We start from the raw sequence: 16232 nt of genomic DNA on the forward strand, positions 1-16232 counted from the left end.
GAGACCTCCGTAAGAAGTACTGAGTGGTTGCGAGTTCAATGAAAGTCCGCGGGCCTCCACGACGCTGGCGGCAATCGGACACCAAGGGTCACCGATGACTCCGACGGCCACCGATGACTTTCGCCGAGCGGTGAAGTCGGAGCTTCTGAGACACGATGGACCGGGGGATCCCGGCGGAAGCGAAAGGCATCACCATGGGCAAGCTGTCCCTCACCCAGTTCGTGACCCTCGATGGCGTCTACCAGGCCCCGGGCGGTCCGAACGAGGACACCAGCGGCGGATTCGAACACGGCGGCTGGACCGTGCCGTACGCCGACGAGGACTTCGGCGCCTTCATGACCGACGTCTTCGAGCGGCCCGTCGCCTTCCTTCTCGGCCGCCGGACCTACGAGATCTTCGCGGGGTACTGGCCGCTCCACGACGACCCCGACGACCCGATCCCGTCGAAGCTCAACTCCCTCCCCAAGTACGTCGCTTCGACCACGCTGAAGTCGGCCGACTGGGCCGGCACCACCGTCCTCGACAGCGACGTGGTCAAGGAGGTCACCGCGCTCAAGGAGCGCACCCAGGGCGAGATCCAGATGCACGGCAGCGGCGGCCTCGCGCGCTCCCTGATGGCGCACGACCTGATCGACACGATCCACCTCCTGGTCTTCCCCGTCGTCCTGGGCACGGGCTTCCGCCTCTTCGCCGACGGGGTCCGGCCCACCGCCTTCCGCCACACAGACGCCAGGACCACCGGCTCGGGCATCGCCATCCACACGTACGAGCTCGCGGGCCGTCCCGCGTACGGCTCCTACGAGTGACGGAAAGATGTAGCCTCCACCCGCCTCTCCCGGATACGGTGATCGCCCCGCGTGCGAGCCGCTGAAGTCTCCACCCCGTCCGACGAGTTGGAGCAGGCCCCGCGATGACGTCGATTGCCGCTTCCGTACCCTTTCGCGCCCCGCGCCGCGCCTGGCTCACCGACCTTCCGGTGCTCCTCGTGGCCGTCGTCTGGGGCGCCAGCTACCTCGCGGCCAAGGGCATCACCACCACCCACACGGTCGTCGCCGTCCTGGTCCTGCGGTTCGCCGTCGTCCTGCCCGCCCTCGCCGTCGCCGGATGGCGGGGGCTGCGCGCGCTGAACGCCGCCCAGTGGCGCGGCGCCGGCCTCCTCGGCCTGATCCTCAGCGGGATCTTCCTCCTGGAGACCTACGGCGTCGTCCACACCTCCGCCACCAACGCGGGCCTGATCATCAGCCTCACCATGATCTTCACGCCGCTCGCCGAGGCCGCCGTCATCGGCACGCGTCCACCCCGCGCCTTCCTGGCCGCCGCCGGGCTCTCGGTGGCCGGCGTGGTGCTGCTCACCCAGGGCGGCGGCTTCACCACCCCCTCCCTCGGCGACCTGCTGATGCTGCTCGCCGCCCTCGCCCGGACCGTGCACGTCCTGGCCATGTCCCGGGTCAAGGCGGTCCAGGGAGCGGACTCGCTCTCCCTCACCACCGTCCAACTCGGCTCCGCCGTCGTCGTCTTCGCGCTGCTCGCCGCCGCCCCCGGTACGGGCGCGTCCCCCTGGTCGGTGGCGCTCGACTTCGGCCCGCGCGAATGGGCCGGGCTGCTCTTCCTCTCCGTCTTCTGCACGCTCTTCGCCTTCTTCGTGCAGATGTGGGCCGTCCGCCGCACCTCCCCCTCCCGCGTCAGCCTCCTCCTCGGCACGGAACCGCTGTGGGCCGCGGCCGCCGGCATCGCGATCGCCGGCGACCGGCCCGGGCTGCTCGGCATCGCGGGCGCCGTTCTGGTCCTCGCGGGGACGAGTTGGGGGCGCCGCGCCGCCGACGCGAGCGACCGATAGGTTCTTGCGCCATGCGTTCACTCTCGTACGACATAGAATTCCGCGCCCGCGCACGGCGTACCCAGGGCTGGGGGCTCGGGCTGCTGGCACTCGCCGGACTCATGTGGATCTGGTTCGCGGTCCTGCTCTTCACGCCCTACGAGCCCGAGGAATCCAGCCGCGAGTGCGTGTCCCGGTTCACCAGCGACAACCTCCACAACAGCGACAGCCGCTGCGTCGACGAACGCGACTGGCCCGAGCTCCTCGCCGTCCTCGGCGGATCGGTGCCCTTCGCCCTCGTCGGCTCCATCCTCTACACCAGCGGTTCCGTCTCCCACCGCATGGCGGAACATCTCGCCGAGGTCACCCGCCTCAACGAGGCGAGCGCCTAGGTCGTGTCCGGCCGATCCTCTCCGTAGGCTCGGGACGGCCCGACGAACCGGCGTCGATGAGAGAGGCAGCGGTCAGCCTCCATCTCCACGGCCCCGACTGGGACGACATCGCCGCCGATCTCGAGCGGCGGGCGGGCGCTCTGGACGCGGCGTCCTAGGTTCGGCCCCATGCCCCTGCCGGGCGGGCCGCTACGCCTTCACCCGGTCCGAGGCGATCATGATCACGAGGCCCAGCGCCGCGATCACGATGTTCGCGAACAGCTCGCGGCCCTCGAGGAACCAGACGTTCTCCGTCAGGAACCGGGTGACCCCCATCAGACGGAACCAGCCGTCCGTCAGCTCGCGGATCACTCCGCAGACGCCCACCACCATGGTCAGAAAGCCGAGAACTTCCAGGAATCGCTTCATGGGACGAGCATGATCCTTCCCGGTCGGGCTTCGCGTCGGCCGGGGGGACACGGCCGGTCCTACCGAAGTCTCGGACCGCGCGACTTTGGTAGCCGGAGGGCGTTCCCGCCCGGCCGCGCGCCCCTGACGTGCGTACTTTGGTTCGTATGACACGTACGGACCGCCACGCATGGCTGCTGCCCTCGGCCCTGGCCGACCCTCCGGCCGACGGCCCGCCGGGCCGCAGGCCGCGCCGCACCGTACGCGACTGGGTCGTCGACACCACGCTCTTCCTCTGCGCCGTCCTCGTCGGACTGCTCGCCGCCGAGACCAGCGAGCAGCTCGCCAGTGAGACCGTCGCCTTCGCCGACCAGGTCGTCGGCGCCGTCGCCTGCTGCGCCCTCTGGCTGCGCCGCCGATGGCCCGTCGGCCTCGCCGTCGCGCTCTCCCTCGTCAGCGTGGTCGCGCCCGTCGCCGGCGGCGCCTTCCTGGTGAGCCTGTTCAGCGTCGCCGTGCGGCGGCCCTTCCGCGAGGTCGCCTGGATCGGCGCGCTCGCCGTCGCCTGCACCACCGCCCAGGTCTTCGTCCGCCCCGACCCCTCCACCGGCGCGCCCCTCGGGATCGCCATCGGCTTCATCCTGGTTCTCCTGATGACCGCCTGGGGCATGCTCGTACGCTCCCGGCGCCAGCTCGTCGAAGCCCTGCGCGAACGCGCCCGGCGCGCCGAGGCCGAGGCCGAGCTGCGCGCCGAACAGGCCCAGCGGCTCGCCCGGGAGGCCATCGCCCGGGAGATGCACGACGTCCTCGCCCACCGGCTCACCCTGCTCAGCGTGCACGCCGGAGCGCTGGAGTTCCGGCCCGACGCCCCGCCCGAGCAGGTCGCCCGCGCCGCCGGAGTCATCCGGGACAGCGCCCATGAGGCGCTCCAGGACCTCCGGCAGATCATCGGCGTGCTGCGTGCCCCCGGCGAAGGCGGGGAGGGCGACCGGCCGCAGCCCACCCTCGCCACCCTCGACGCGCTGGTCGCCGAGTCCCGCGAGGCCGGGACGAAGGTCGTCCTCGACTCCACGATCGACGATCCGAAGGCGGTCCCCGCCGCCACCGGCCGCACCGTCTACCGCATCGCCCAGGAGGGCCTCACCAACGCCCGCAAGCACGCGCCAGGCACCGAGGTCACCCTCACCGTGCGCGGCCGTCCCGGCGACGGACTGACCGTGGAGGTCCACAACCCGGCCCCCACCGGGCCCGTCCCGCACGTCCCCGGCTCCGGGCAGGGACTCATCGGCCTCACCGAGCGCGCCACCCTCACCGGCGGGCGGCTGGACCACGGCCCGGCCCCCGACGGGGGATTCGCCCTGCACGCCTGGCTACCGTGGCCCTCATGACCATCCGGCTGCTCATCGTCGACGACGACCCCCTGGTCCGCGCGGGCCTCACCTTCATGCTCGGCGGCGCCGAGGACATCGAGATCGTCGGCGAGGGCGCCGACGGCCGGGACGTGCCCGAACTCGTCGCCCGCCTCGCCCCGGACGTCGTGCTCATGGACATCCGCATGCCGCACGTCGACGGCCTCACCGCCACCGAACTCGTGCGCGCCCGCCCGGACGCCCCCGAGGTCGTCGTCCTCACCACCTTCCACGCCGACGAACAGGTCCTGCGCGCCCTGCGCGCGGGCGCGGCCGGATTCGTCCTCAAGGACACCCCGCCGGCCGAGATCGTCGCCGCCGTGCGCCGTGTCGCGTCCGGCGACCCCGTGCTGTCCCCGGCGGTCACCCGCCAACTCATGAGCCATGTCGCAGGCCGGCCGGAGCAGCCGCGGAGCGCGACCGCCGCGGGCCGGCTCGCCGAACTCGCCCAGCGCGAACGCGAGGTCGCCGTCGCCGTCGGCCACGGACAGTCCAACGCCGAGATCGCCGCCGCCCTTTACATGAGCGTGCCGACTGTCAAGACGCATGTCTCGCGGATTCTCGCCAAACTCGACCTCAACAACCGTGTCCAGATCGCCCTTCTCGTTCACGACGCGGGCCTCCTCGACGACGCGGACGGCGCCTAGGCTGGGGCGATGTCCGTCATCGAACTGGGGGAGTGGGGCGCGGACTTCGCCGCGAATCCGTATCCCTACTACGCGAAACTCCGCGAGAGCGGCCCCGTCCACTACATCCGGATGCCCGACGGCTGGGAGTTCTGGCTGGTCGTCGGCCACGAGGAGGGACGGGCCGCGCTCGCCGACCCGCGCCTGGTGAAGTCGCCCTCCGTCGTCGACTTCGTCCCGCTCGACGAGGAGATCATCGGCCCCAACCTGCTCGCCGTGGACCCACCGGACCACACCCGGCTGCGCAAGCTCGTCGCACGGGAGTTCACCGGGCGGCGGGTGGAGGCCCTGCGCCCCCGCATCCAGGAGCTCGCCGACCAGCTCGCCGACGCGATGGCCCCGGCCGGCCGCGCCGACCTGGTGGACACCTTCGCGTTCCCACTGCCGATCACCGTCATCTGTGAACTCCTCGGCGTCCCGGCGGCCGACCGCGACTCCTTCCGCCGCTGGTCGAACGAGCTCGTCGCGCCGGCGAACGGAACCCCCGAGCGAGAGGTCGTCGAGGGCTTCGGCGCCTACCTCGACGCACTCATCGAGGACAAGCGGGCCTCCCGGCCCACGGACGACCTGCTCTCCGCCCTGATCACCACCCGCGCCGAGGACGGCGACCGGCTCTCCCTGCCCGAACTGCGGGCGATGGGTTACCTGTTGCTCATCGCGGGACACGAGACCACGGTCAGCCTGATCACCAACACGGTCCGGGCCCTGTTCGCCCACCCCGACCAACTCGCGGCCCTGCGTGCCGACTTCAGGCTGCTCGACGGGGCGATCGAGGAGGGGCTGCGCTACGACGGGCCGGTGGAGACCACCACCTTCCGGGTCGCCAAGGAACCGACGACCATCGCGGGCACCCCCATCCCGGCCCGCTCGGCCGTCTTCGTCTCCCTCGCGGGCAGCGACCGTGACCCGAAGCGCTTCCCCGAACCGGACCGCTTCGACATCCGCCGCGAACCGCGCGGCCATCTGGCCTTCGGGCACGGCATCCACTACTGTCTCGGCGCGCCGCTCGCCCGCCTCGAGGGCACCATCGCGATCCGGACGCTCCTGGAGCGTTTCCCGCGGCTGGAACTCGACCCCGACGGCGCTCCCTGGGAGTGGATGCCCGGCCTGCTCGTACGCGGCGTGCGCCGCCTTCCCGTCAGATGGTGACCCGATGAACGCCCCCTCGCACGACCTCGACCTCGTCCTCGCGCAGAAGGTCCTGGACGCCCAGCCGTTCAGCCGGCTCGTCGGCGCCAGGATCACCGCCTTCGGCGACGGCGGAGCCACACTGGAGGTGGATCTCCGCGAGGAGCTCCAGCAGCAGAACGGCTTCGCGCACGGGGGCGTGCTCTCGTACGCGGCCGACAACGCGCTCACCTTCGCCGCCGGCACCGCGCTGGGCGCCGCCGTCCTGACCGCCGGCTTCTCCATCCAGTACGTCCGCCCGGCGAAAGGCCGCACGCTCGTCGCCCGCGCGAGCGTGGTCCACGCGGGGCGCCGGCAGGCGGTGGTCCGGTGCGACCTGCTGACGGTGGACGGCGAGGGCGGCGAGACCCTGTGCGCGGTGGCCCAGGGGACGGTGCTGTCCGCGAACGGCTGACCGGCCGACGCGGGCGACGTGGCCGGCACGGGCGACGCGGCGTGCATGGCTGATCCGGCCGGCACGGTCACCGTGGGCGGGGTGCTCTACGACGGGATCTCGTCCAGCGCGACCGGTCGGCGCTCGCGCCGCGAGCGCTCGCACGCCTCGGCGATCCGCAGCGCCTCCAGGGCCTCGCGGCCGTCGCACCGGTTGGGCGCCTCGCCCCGGACCAGCCGGACGAACGCGTCCAGTTCGGCCTCGTACGCAGGGGCGAACCGCTCCAGGAAGCCCGGCCAGGGCTTGAGCGGGGCGGGCGGTCCCGACGGCTCCGCCGAGGTGAGCGGGGTCCGGTCGTCCAGGCCGACGGCGATCTGGTCCCGCTCGCCCGCCAGCTCCATGCGTACGTCGTAGCCGGCGCCGTTGCACCGGGTCGCCGTCGCCGTCGCGAGCGTCCCGTCGTCGAGCGTGAGCACCGCCGCCGCCGTGGCCACGTCGCCCGCCTCGCGGAACATCGTGGGGCCGGCGTCCGAGCCGGTCGCGTACACCTCGACGACCTCGCGCCCGGTCACCCAGCGCAGGATGTCGAAATCGTGCACCAGGCAGTCCCGGAAGAGGCCGCCCGAGAGCGGAAGATACGCGGCGGGCGGTGGAGCCGGGTCCGAGGTCGCCGCCCGTACCGTGTGCAGACGGCCGAGCCTGCCCGCCCGCACGGCCTCGCGCGCGGCGGCGTACCCGGCGTCGAAGCGCCGCATGAAGCCCAGCTGGAGTTCCGTGCCCGCGGACTCGACGGCCCGCAGCGCGCCGAGCGTGCCGGGCACGTCCAGGGCGATGGGCTTCTCGCAGAAGGTGGGCAGTCCGGCTCCCGCCGCGCGGCCGATCAGCTCGGCGTGGGCGGCGGTGGCGGAGGCGATGACGACGGCGTCGAGGGCGTGATGGCCGAGGAGGGCGTCGACGGTGGGCGCCACCGTGGCGCCGAGCGCCCCGCCGACCTGCGCCGCGCGGGTGGCGTCCGCGTCCGCCACGACCAGCGATTCGACCTCCGGGTGGCGAGCGAGCACGCCCGCGTGGAAGGCCCCGATACGTCCCGTTCCGATCAGTCCGATGCGCATGGCCCCCAAGGTGGTGGCGAACGGAGACGCTGTCAAGGATTTGTCAGGACAATCGGACTTCACCACTTCCTGTCATCTTCTCCTCGGGCTACGCTCCCGTCCGTGTCCAAGCCGTCGTCCGCCCCGCTTCCCCCCTTCTCCGTGGACCGCACCAGCCCGGTTCCGCTCTACTACCAGCTCGCGCAGCAGCTGGAAGCGGCCATCGAGAACGGGGCGCTCACCCCTGGAAGCCTGCTCGGCAACGAGATCGACCTCGCCACCCGGCTGGGCCTGTCCCGGCCCACCGTCCGCCAGGCCATCCAGTCGCTGGTCGACAAGGGCCTGCTGGTCCGCCGGCGCGGCGTCGGCACCCAGGTCGTGCACAGCCAGGTCCGGCGCCCGCTGGAGCTGAGCAGCCTGTACGACGACCTGGAGGCGGCCGGGCAGCGCCCCGCCACCCGGGTCCTGACCGACCGCGTCGAACCCGCCACCGCCCGGGTCGCCGCCGCCCTTGGCGTACCGGAGGGCAGCGACGTGCGGTACGTGGAGCGGCTGCGCTCCGCGCACGACGAGCCCATGGCGTACCTGCGCAACCACCTGCCGGCCGGGCTGCTCGACCTGGACGCCGCACGTCTGGAGACCACCGGCCTCTACCGCTTGATGCGCGGCGCCGGTATCACTCTCCACAGCGCCCGCCAGACCGTCGGCGCCCGGGCCGCCACGGCGGCCGAGGCGGATCTGCTCGCCGAGGAGGAGGGGGCCCCGCTGCTCACGATGGAACGCACCACCTTCGACGACACCGGTCGTGCCGTCGAGTTCGGATCCCACCTCTACCGGGCCTCGCGGTACTCCTTCGAGTTCCAGCTCCTGGTCCGCCCCTAGGGAGTACGCCTGCCCCTGAAAAAGCCCCGGAACAGCCCCTGAACAGCCCCGGAACAGCCCCGCCAAGATCCGCGCGACCCCCATGACCGATACTGCAATGCACGCAGAAGGACACAAAGGAGGGCACGGCCTCGTGACCAGGCTTCGGACAGGAGGGGTACGCGCCGCAGTCGGCGCCGTGCTCGCGGTGGCTCTCACAGCCGCACTCGCCGGGTGCAGCAGCACCGGCGGGAAGCGCGCGGAGGACGCCCGCAAGGCGGCCGCGGCCCAGGGGAAGGCGGCCGTGAACACCCCCCGGTGGACCTTCGCCATGGTGACCCACTCGGGCGACGGCGACACCTTCTGGGACATCGTCCAGAACGGCGCCGAGCAGGCCGCCGTCAAGGACAACATCAACTTCCTCTACGCCCACAGCGACGAGGCGCAGCAGCAGGCCCAGCTCATCGACTCGTACATCGCCAAGGGTGTCGACGGACTGATCGTCACCCTCGCGAAGCCCGACGCGATGAAGACCGCCGTCGAGAAGGCGGTGAAGGCCGGCATCCCGGTGATCACCGTCAACTCCGGCTCCGAGCAGTCCAAGTCCTTCGGCGCGCTCACGCACATCGGCCAGGACGAGACCGTCGCGGGCGAGGCCGTCGGCGAGGAGCTCGACAAGCGCGGGAAGAAGAAGGCCCTGTGTGTCCTGCACGAGCAGGGCAACGTCGGCCACGAGCAGCGCTGCGCCGGAGCGAAGAAGACCTTCGGTGGCGATCTGCAGAACCTGTACGTCGACGGCACCAACATGCCCGACGTCCAGGCCTCCATCGAGGCCAAGCTCCAGTCCGACCCGGACATCGACTCCGTCGTCACCCTCGGCGCGCCCTTCGCGGACGCCGCCGTCCAGGCGAAGAAGACCGCGGGCTCCCAGGCCGAGGTCGACACCTTCGACCTCAACGCGAAGGTCGCCTCCGCGCTCTCGGCGGGCACCCTCGGCTTCGCCGTGGACCAGCAGCCCTACCTCCAGGGCTACGAGGCCGTCGACCTGCTCTGGCTGTACAAGTACAACGCCGACGTCCTCGGCGGCGGCAAGCCGGTCCTGACCGGCCCCCAGATCATCACGAAGGACGACGCCGCCGCGCTGAAGGGCTACACGGAGCGGGGCACACGATGAGCGCGACCGCCCCGACGGGGGACGGCCTCGACCACGTCGACGAGCGGCTCCTGCGCACCTCCCCGCTGAAGAAGCTCCTGGCCCGCCCCGAGCTCGGCTCGGTCGTCGGCGCGGCCGCCGTCTTCGTCTTCTTCTCGCTGGTCGCCGACAGCTTTCTGCGCGCCTCCAGCCTCGGCACGGTCCTCTACGCGGCCTCCACCATCGGCATCATGGCGGTGCCGGTCGCGCTGCTGATGATCGGCGGTGAGTTCGATCTCTCGGCCGGCGTGATGGTCACCACCTCGGCGCTGATCTCGTCGATGTTCAGCTACCAGATGACCGCGAACGTGTGGGTCGGCGTCGGCGTCTCGCTGCTCGTCACCCTCGCCATCGGCGTCTTCAACGGCTTCATGCTGACCCGCACCAAGCTGCCGAGCTTCATCATCACCCTCGGCACGTTCCTGATGCTGACCGGCCTGAACCTCGGCTTCACCAAGCTGATCAGCGGCACGGTCTCCACCAAGTCGATCGCCGACATGGAGGGCTTCCCCTCCGCCAGGAAGCTCTTCGCCTCCCAGCTGACCATCGGCGGCGTCGACCTCAAGGTCACCATCCTGTGGTGGATCGGCCTGGTCGCGGTCGCCACCTGGATCCTGCTGCGCACCCGCTTCGGCAACTGGATCTTCGCCGTCGGCGGCGGCGCCGACGCGGCCCGCGCGGTCGGCGTCCCGGTCTCCAGGACCAAGATCGGCCTCTACATGGGTGTGGCCCTCTGTGCCTGGATCTCCGGCCAGCACCTGCTCTTCTCCTTCGACGTCGTGCAGTCCGGCGAGGGCGTCGGCAACGAGCTGATCTACATCATCGCGGCCGTCATCGGCGGCTGTCTCATCACCGGCGGCTACGGCTCCGCCATCGGCTCTGCGGTCGGCGCGTTCATCTTCGGCATGACCAGCAAGGGCATCGTGTACGCCGAGTGGAACCCGGACTGGTTCAAGTTCTTCCTGGGAGCGATGCTCCTGCTCGCGACCCTGCTGAACGCCTGGATCCGCCGGCGTGTGGAGGCAACCAAATGAGCCCCGAGACCACCGTTCCGGCCCCGGCCCTCGTCGAGCTCGACGACGTCAGCAAGTACTACGGGAACATCCGTGCCCTCGAAGGGGTCTCCCTGGAGGTCCACCCGGGCGAGATCACCTGTGTCCTCGGTGACAACGGAGCCGGCAAGTCCACCCTCATCAAGATCATCGCGGGGCTGCACCGGCACGACGCCGGCACCTTCCGCATCGAGGGCGAGGACGTCTCCCTGGCCAGCCCGCGCGAGGCCCTGGACCTCGGCATCGCCACCGTCTACCAGGACCTGGCCGTCGTCCCCCTGATGCCGGTCTGGCGGAACTTCTTCCTCGGCTCCGAGCCCACCAAAGGCGCCGGACCCTTCAAGCGCCTCGACGTCGAGCTGATGCGCGAGACCACCCGCACCGAGCTGCTGCGCATGGGCATCGACCTGCGCGACGTCGACCAGCCCATCGGCACCCTCTCCGGCGGCGAGCGCCAGTGCGTGGCCATCGCCCGCGCCGTCCACTTCGGCGCCAAGGTCCTCGTCCTCGACGAGCCGACCGCCGCCCTCGGCGTCAAGCAGTCCGGAGTGGTCCTGAAGTATGTGGCCGCCGCCCGTGACCAGGGCCTCGGAGTGGTCCTCATCACCCACAACCCGCACCACGCCTATCTCGTCGGCGACCGTTTCATCCTCCTCAAGCGCGGTGTCATGTCGGGCAGCCACACCAAGTCCGGCCCGAACGCCGTCTCCCTGGACGAACTGACCCGGCAGATGGCGGGCGGCAGCGAGCTGGAGGACCTCCGTCACGAGCTGGAGCGCCCCGCCCCGTAGCCCCGCCCCGTAGCCCCGGCGCAGCCGTCGTAAGCCGCCCTCCGACATCGCACCTGGCAGAATCGAGCCGATGAGTACCTACCGCGACCTGACTCAGCGCGGGGCCACCCGAGGCGCCGCGCTGCGGACCGTCGGCACCCGAGAGCGGCGCTCCCACCTGACGGCGCCCCGGGTGCCCACCGTCGGCATCGACATCGGCGGTACGAAGGTCATGGCCGGGGTCGTCGACGCGGACGGCGTCATCCTGGAGAAGGTCCGCACGGAGACCCCCGACAAGTCCAAGAGCCCCAAGGTCGTCGAGGACACCATCGTCGAGCTGGTCCTGGACCTCTCCGACCGGCACGACGTGCACGCCGTCGGCATCGGCGCGGCCGGCTGGGTCGACGCCGAGCGCGCCACGGTGCTCTTCGCCCCGCACCTCGCCTGGCGCAACGAGCCGCTGCGCGACTCGCTCCAGTCCCGGCTCGCCGTCCCGGTCATGGTCGACAACGACGCCAACACCGCCGCCTGGGCCGAGTGGCGCTTCGGCGCGGGACGGGGTGAGGACCACCTCGTCATGATCACCCTCGGTACCGGCATCGGCGGGGCGATCCTGGAGGACGGCCGGGTCAAGCGCGGCAAGTACGGGGTGGCCGGCGAGTTCGGCCATATGCAGGTCGTCCCCGGCGGTCACCGGTGCCCCTGCGGCAACCGCGGCTGCTGGGAGCAGTACAGCTCCGGCAACGCCCTGGTCCGTGAGGCCCGGGAGCTGGCCGCCGCCGACTCCCCGGTCGCGTACAACATCATCGAGCGGGTCAAGGGCAACATCCCGGAGATCACCGGCCCGCTCATCACCGAGCTGGCCCGCGAGGGCGACGCCATGTGCGTCGAGCTCCTCCAGGACATCGGGCAGTGGCTCGGCGTCGGCATCGCGAACCTCGCCGCCGCCCTCGACCCCTCCTGCTTCGTCATCGGCGGTGGCGTCAGCGCCGCCGACGACCTGCTGATCGCGCCCGCCAGGGACGCCTTCCGACGCCACCTCACCGGCCGCGGCTACCGCCCCGAGGCCCGGATCGCCAAGGCCCAGCTCGGTCCCGAGGCCGGCATGGTCGGCGCCGCCGACCTCGCCCGGCTCGTGGCCCGCCGCTTCCGCCGTGCCAACCGCCGCCGCGTCGAGCGCCACGAGAGGTACGAGCGCTACGCCCAGGCCCTGCGCGGCGGCACCGAAGGACGCACCCCCCGCACCACCCAGGACCCGGATTCATGACCGTTCCCACCCAGTCCACCGCTCCCGAGCAGGAGACCAAGCTGCCGGAGGACCGGCGGCACATGATCCGCCGCCGCTGGCTGACGGCGATCATCATCGTCCTGCTCGTCGGCATCCCGGCCGGCTATCTGGTGATCTCCGCCGGGCAGAGCCGCGACAGCGGCCGCGACAAGGAACGCGAGTCCTCGGCCACCGGGCTGCGCGACACCATGCCCTCGCTGATGAAGCGCCGCATCTTCGAGGTCCCGATCCCCCCGGGCAGCACCGACGTCGCCTACTACGAGACGAGCAACTGGAAGACGAGCCGGCTGTACGTCGAGTTCACGACGAACGCCGGCTGGCTCGACATCTTCCTGAACAACGTCGGCTCCAGCCGCTCCCAGCTGGTTCCCGGCGAGGTCACCGTCGGCGAACGCGACGCCGACATCGCGCGCTGGCACTTCGCGACGGGCCGGAACTGGTCGGGCACCACCGTCAAGCGCGACAAGCCACGGCCCAGCCAGGACATCACCGTCGACCTCACCGACCCCGCCGCCCCGAAGGTGTACGTGGTGTCCACCACCACCCCGTGACGGGCACCGCCGCCGCCTCGGCACCGTGATGGAGACCCTCGACAGAGCGCGTGACACGACGAAGCCCCGCCGGGAGATGACCCGGCGGGGCTTCTGTGTGCGGCGCGAACGGCGGCGCGGCCGGGGGAAGCGCGTGGTCAGGCGCGGCCCAGGATGGCCGTGAGGACCTTCCGCAGCGCCGTTTCGGGGTCGTCCGAGGACCCTTCGGAGCGCCACGCGACGAAGCCGTCGGGGCGGACCAGCACCGCGCCGTCCGGGGTGACGCCGTGGAGCTCGGCCCAGTCCGCGTCGCCGTTCGGGGTCAGCTCCGCGTGGGCCCCCTCACCGATGCGGTACGAGTCGATGGGCACCGCGAGGCGTTCCGCGACGTGCGAGGCGGCGGTGTGCCAGCTGCCGGTCGTGCCCGCGGAGCTCAGCAGCACGAAGTGCCGCTCGTACAGGTCGAGGGTGGAGACCCGGGTGCCGGCGCGGTTCAGCCACATGTGGGGCGCCCGGCTGCCGGGCTCGCCCACGAGGCTGAGCTTGTCCGGCACCACCGGCTGGGCCGGGTCGGCGCCCTGGACCGCGCCCTGCGGGTAGCGGTAGCCCAGCGCCACGTTGAGGATGCCGTTCCGCCTGCCCCCGGGACCTCCGGGGCCGCCGGCTCCGGGGCCGGGTGCGTAGCCGGGGTGGCTGTGCTCGACCGAACGCGACGAGGCGCGGGCGCTCGTCGCCTCCGCGACCGGCCGGCGCTCCGCGTCGTAGGACTCGAGCAGCCCGGGGCCGGCCCAGCCGTCCAGGACGGCGGCCAGCTTCCAGGCGAGGTTGTGCGCGTCCTGGATACCGGTGTTGGAGCCGAACGCCCCGGTGGGCGGCATCTCGTGGGCCGAGTCGCCGGCGAGGAACACCCGCCCGTCCGCGTACCGTTCGGCGATCCGCTCGGCGGCGTGCCAGGGAGCCCGGCCCGTGATCTCCACATGGAGATCGGGAACCCCGACGGCCTTCCGGATGTGTTCCCGACACCGCTCGTCGGTGAACTCCTCCAGCGTTTCGCCCCGTTCGGGGTGCCACGGGGCGTGGAACACCCACTGCTCCCGGTTGTCCACCGGCAGGAGCGCCCCGTCGGCCTCCGGGTTCGTCAGGTAGCAGATGATGAAGCGCCGGTCGCCGACGACGTCCGCGAGGTCGCGGGAGACGAAGGTGATGCTCACGTTGTGGAAGAGATCGCCCGGGCCGGTCTGCCCGATGGCGAGCTGCTCGCGCACGGGGCTGCGCGGACCGTCCGCCGCGACGAGGTAGTCCGCGCGGATGGTGGTGTGCTCGCCCGTGTCGCGGCTCTTGACGTAAGCGGTCACCCCTTCGGAGTCCTGTTCGAACGACATCAGCTCCGTCGAGTAGCGCAGATCCGCGCCCAGCTCGCGAGCACGCTCCAGGAGTACCGGCTCGAGATCGTTCTGGCTGCACAGGCACCATCCGGCCGGGCTGAACCGGGCGACCCCGCCGCCCGGGTCGATCTCCTTGAACAGCCACTCGCCGGCATCGCCCACCAGGCTCGGGGTCTGCAGGATGCCGTTGTTGCCGCCCAGGACCGACGCGGCCTCCTCGACGCGACGCTCGACTCCGGCGCTCCGGAACAGCTCCATCGTGCGCACGTTGTTGCCGCGCCCGCGTGGGTGGATCGACGTGCCCGAATGGCGCTCGACCAGGGTGTGCGGCACGCCGAGCCGCCCCAGGAACAGCGAGGTGGACAGGCCCACCAGAGAGCCGCCGACGATGAGGACGGGCGTGCGGTGACCGACCTCGCCGGCCCCTTCGAATCGGTTCATGGGTTCGCCTCCAGCGTCACCTGCGACGCGAGTCAGGTATGGGATGCAGATTCATGCCCTGCGAGGACCGATTCGTGCGTTCGGGGCACCCGAATGACGCGCGGTTCACTCATCCGCGCCGTGGGAGTCGCGTGGATCGTCCCGCCCGCCAACTATCGGCACATGACGACCCCCGGCCTTTCTTCGGGCACGGCGGTCCTTCCCGACCCTCCCGGAAGAAGAGAAGAGGTGCGTCGGATGACCCCCTCGGGACGCGTGTCGCAGTCGGCCTTCGACGGCTCAAGGCTGCGGGTGATCCTGCTGCTCGACCTGTACGAAGGCGCCCAGGAGCAGTTCCTCGAGGCGTACGAACTCATGCGCAAGCAGGTCGCCTCCGTCCCCGGTCACATCAGTGACCAGCTCTGCCAGTCGATCGAGAACCCCTCGCAGTGGCTCATCACCAGCGAATGGGAGAGCGCTCCGCCGTTCCTCGCCTGGGTGAACAGCGAGGAGCACGTCGAAACCGTCAAGCCGATGCACAGCTGCGTCCGGGACACCCGGTCCATGCGCTACAGCATCCTCCGGGAGACCGGGGCGCGTCGGCCGCTCACGTCGGACCCGTCCTCGGCGGGCGCGCAGGTGGCGGCCCGTGTGGGCGACGGCGTGGCACGCCACGCCCTGACCTTCACCGTCAAGCCGGGTTCCGAGTCCAAGGTCGCGGAGCTGCTCGCCGGGTACGAGTCGCCCTCGGCCAAGGTCGACGAGAACACCAGGCTGCGCCGCACGTCGCTGTTCATGCACGGCAACCGTGTCGTGCGGTGTGTGGAAGTGGAGGGCGACCTCCTCGCGGCACTGCGCCACGTCGCCCGCCAGCCCGAGGTACGGGCGGTCGAGGAGGCCATCAACCCGTACCTGGAGCAGGACCGGGATCTGACCGACCCCGAATCGGCGCGGGTCTTCTTCACCCGGGCCGCGCTCCCCGCCGTGCACCACGTCGTCTCCGACGGCCCGGCTCCGGCCCGGCTGCGGCGGCACGCGCTGTACTACCCCGCCAAGGAAGGCCGCGGGACGGAGCTGGCCCGGCTGCTCGCCCACCAGGACCAGGCCGCGGCGGAAGATCCGAATAGCCCCGTGTACGGAAGCACCGTCTTCCAGCGGGACGACATCGTGGTTCGCCTCGTCGACATCACGGGCGACCTCGACACCGACCCCCTCGCCTCGCTCGGCCTCAAGGGCCAGCGGAAGGCCGCGGACCTGGAGCGTCTGCTCGACGGTGCCGCGATCGGCGTCGAGGGCTCCCTGGAGACGGACCGCAACATCAACCGGCTCCTGTCGCACGCCGACATGCTGCCCATCACCGACCGCAGCTCGGCGGAATCCTGACGCACGGCCGCG

The 16232-nt window shown here is 71.5% G+C and carries 17 protein-coding genes; 14 read left to right on the plus strand and 3 right to left on the minus strand.

Annotated elements, in window-relative coordinates:
- The first annotated feature begins 194 nt into the window (after nucleotides 1-194).
- The 3 genes from ABZ939_RS20555 (at nucleotide 195) to ABZ939_RS20565 (ending at nucleotide 2208) form a co-directional block, all read left to right on the plus strand.
- Nucleotides 195-806, plus strand: a complete 612-nt coding sequence (locus tag ABZ939_RS20555; protein ID WP_361856835.1) for a dihydrofolate reductase family protein — start codon at nucleotides 195-197, stop codon at nucleotides 804-806.
- A 104-nt stretch (nucleotides 807-910) separates the two neighbouring features.
- Nucleotides 911-1837, plus strand: a complete 927-nt coding sequence (locus tag ABZ939_RS20560) for a DMT family transporter (protein ID WP_361856838.1) — start codon at nucleotides 911-913, stop codon at nucleotides 1835-1837.
- 11 nt (nucleotides 1838-1848) lie between these two features.
- Nucleotides 1849-2208 (plus strand): hypothetical protein, encoded by a 360-nt coding sequence (locus ABZ939_RS20565; RefSeq protein WP_361856841.1) that lies wholly within the window; start codon nucleotides 1849-1851, stop codon nucleotides 2206-2208.
- A 189-nt stretch (nucleotides 2209-2397) separates the two neighbouring features.
- Here ABZ939_RS20565 and ABZ939_RS20570 read toward each other — a convergent pair whose 3' ends face one another.
- Nucleotides 2398-2616 (minus strand): hypothetical protein, encoded by a 219-nt coding sequence (locus ABZ939_RS20570; protein ID WP_361856844.1) that lies wholly within the window; start codon nucleotides 2614-2616, stop codon nucleotides 2398-2400.
- Nucleotides 2617-2762: 146 nt separating this feature from the next.
- Here ABZ939_RS20570 and ABZ939_RS20575 point away from each other — a divergent pair, with 146 nt between their 5' ends.
- From ABZ939_RS20575 to ABZ939_RS20590, 4 genes are read left to right on the plus strand one after another with little or no spacing between them, the layout of a single operon-like run.
- The gene (locus ABZ939_RS20575; RefSeq protein ID WP_361856846.1) at nucleotides 2763-3980 is read left to right on the plus strand and encodes a histidine kinase; all 1218 of its coding nucleotides are present in this window, start codon (nucleotides 2763-2765) and stop codon (nucleotides 3978-3980) included.
- Nucleotides 3977-4648 carry a response regulator transcription factor gene (locus ABZ939_RS20580; RefSeq protein WP_361856849.1) on the plus strand — a complete coding sequence of 224 codons (672 nt, stop codon included), beginning with the start codon at nucleotides 3977-3979 and terminating at the stop codon, nucleotides 4646-4648. Before ABZ939_RS20575 ends, ABZ939_RS20580 begins: the two co-directional genes overlap by 4 nt.
- 9 nt (nucleotides 4649-4657) lie before the next feature.
- Entirely contained in the window at nucleotides 4658-5836 is a 1179-nt protein-coding gene (locus ABZ939_RS20585) for a cytochrome P450 (RefSeq protein WP_361856852.1), read from the plus strand.
- A gap of 4 nt (nucleotides 5837-5840) precedes the next feature.
- A complete protein-coding gene (locus ABZ939_RS20590; RefSeq protein WP_361856855.1) occupies nucleotides 5841-6269 on the plus strand; it encodes a PaaI family thioesterase in 429 nt (142 codons plus the stop codon).
- An 86-nt stretch (nucleotides 6270-6355) separates the two neighbouring features.
- On the opposite strand, the gene ABZ939_RS20595 is transcribed toward ABZ939_RS20590, so the two are convergent.
- Nucleotides 6356-7360: a Gfo/Idh/MocA family oxidoreductase gene (locus ABZ939_RS20595; protein ID WP_361856858.1), complete on the minus strand. Its 1005-nt coding sequence runs from the start codon at nucleotides 7358-7360 to the stop codon at nucleotides 6356-6358.
- Nucleotides 7361-7501: 141 nt separating this feature from the next.
- On the opposite strand from ABZ939_RS20595, the gene ABZ939_RS20600 reads away from it, so the two are divergent.
- The 6 genes from ABZ939_RS20600 to ABZ939_RS20625 all read left to right on the plus strand — a co-directional run bounded on the left by ABZ939_RS20600 (nucleotide 7502) and on the right by ABZ939_RS20625 (nucleotide 13053).
- On the plus strand, nucleotides 7502-8221 hold the full coding sequence (locus ABZ939_RS20600) for a GntR family transcriptional regulator (RefSeq protein WP_361857116.1): 720 nt from the start codon (nucleotides 7502-7504) through the stop codon (nucleotides 8219-8221).
- A gap of 133 nt (nucleotides 8222-8354) precedes the next feature.
- Nucleotides 8355-9374, plus strand: coding sequence for a sugar ABC transporter substrate-binding protein (locus tag ABZ939_RS20605; RefSeq protein ID WP_361856860.1), 1020 nt, complete (start codon nucleotides 8355-8357; stop codon nucleotides 9372-9374).
- Complete coding sequence (locus ABZ939_RS20610; RefSeq protein ID WP_361856863.1) at nucleotides 9371-10426, plus strand: ABC transporter permease; 1056 nt, start codon at nucleotides 9371-9373, stop codon at nucleotides 10424-10426. The genes ABZ939_RS20605 and ABZ939_RS20610 overlap by 4 nt, the downstream gene beginning before the upstream one ends.
- On the plus strand, nucleotides 10423-11235 hold the full coding sequence (locus ABZ939_RS20615) for an ATP-binding cassette domain-containing protein (RefSeq protein ID WP_361856866.1): 813 nt from the start codon (nucleotides 10423-10425) through the stop codon (nucleotides 11233-11235). The genes ABZ939_RS20610 and ABZ939_RS20615 overlap by 4 nt, the downstream gene beginning before the upstream one ends.
- A gap of 70 nt (nucleotides 11236-11305) precedes the next feature.
- Nucleotides 11306-12481 (plus strand): ROK family glucokinase, encoded by a 1176-nt coding sequence (locus ABZ939_RS20620; RefSeq protein ID WP_361856869.1) that lies wholly within the window; start codon nucleotides 11306-11308, stop codon nucleotides 12479-12481.
- Nucleotides 12478-13053 carry a hypothetical protein gene (locus tag ABZ939_RS20625; RefSeq protein WP_361856871.1) on the plus strand — a complete coding sequence of 192 codons (576 nt, stop codon included), beginning with the start codon at nucleotides 12478-12480 and terminating at the stop codon, nucleotides 13051-13053. The genes ABZ939_RS20620 and ABZ939_RS20625 overlap by 4 nt, the downstream gene beginning before the upstream one ends.
- A gap of 137 nt (nucleotides 13054-13190) precedes the next feature.
- On the opposite strand, the gene ABZ939_RS20630 is transcribed toward ABZ939_RS20625, so the two are convergent.
- Nucleotides 13191-14858, minus strand: coding sequence for an FAD-dependent monooxygenase (locus ABZ939_RS20630; RefSeq protein WP_361856874.1), 1668 nt, complete (start codon nucleotides 14856-14858; stop codon nucleotides 13191-13193).
- A gap of 237 nt (nucleotides 14859-15095) precedes the next feature.
- Between ABZ939_RS20630 and ABZ939_RS20635 the strand changes: the two genes are divergently transcribed.
- Nucleotides 15096-16220: a SchA/CurD-like domain-containing protein gene (locus tag ABZ939_RS20635; protein WP_361856877.1), complete on the plus strand. Its 1125-nt coding sequence runs from the start codon at nucleotides 15096-15098 to the stop codon at nucleotides 16218-16220.
- The last annotated feature ends 12 nt before the right edge of the window (nucleotides 16221-16232 follow it).

This window comes from Streptomyces sp. NPDC046712 (genome assembly GCF_040645695.1).
GTDB lineage: Bacteria > Actinomycetota > Actinomycetes > Streptomycetales > Streptomycetaceae > Streptomyces.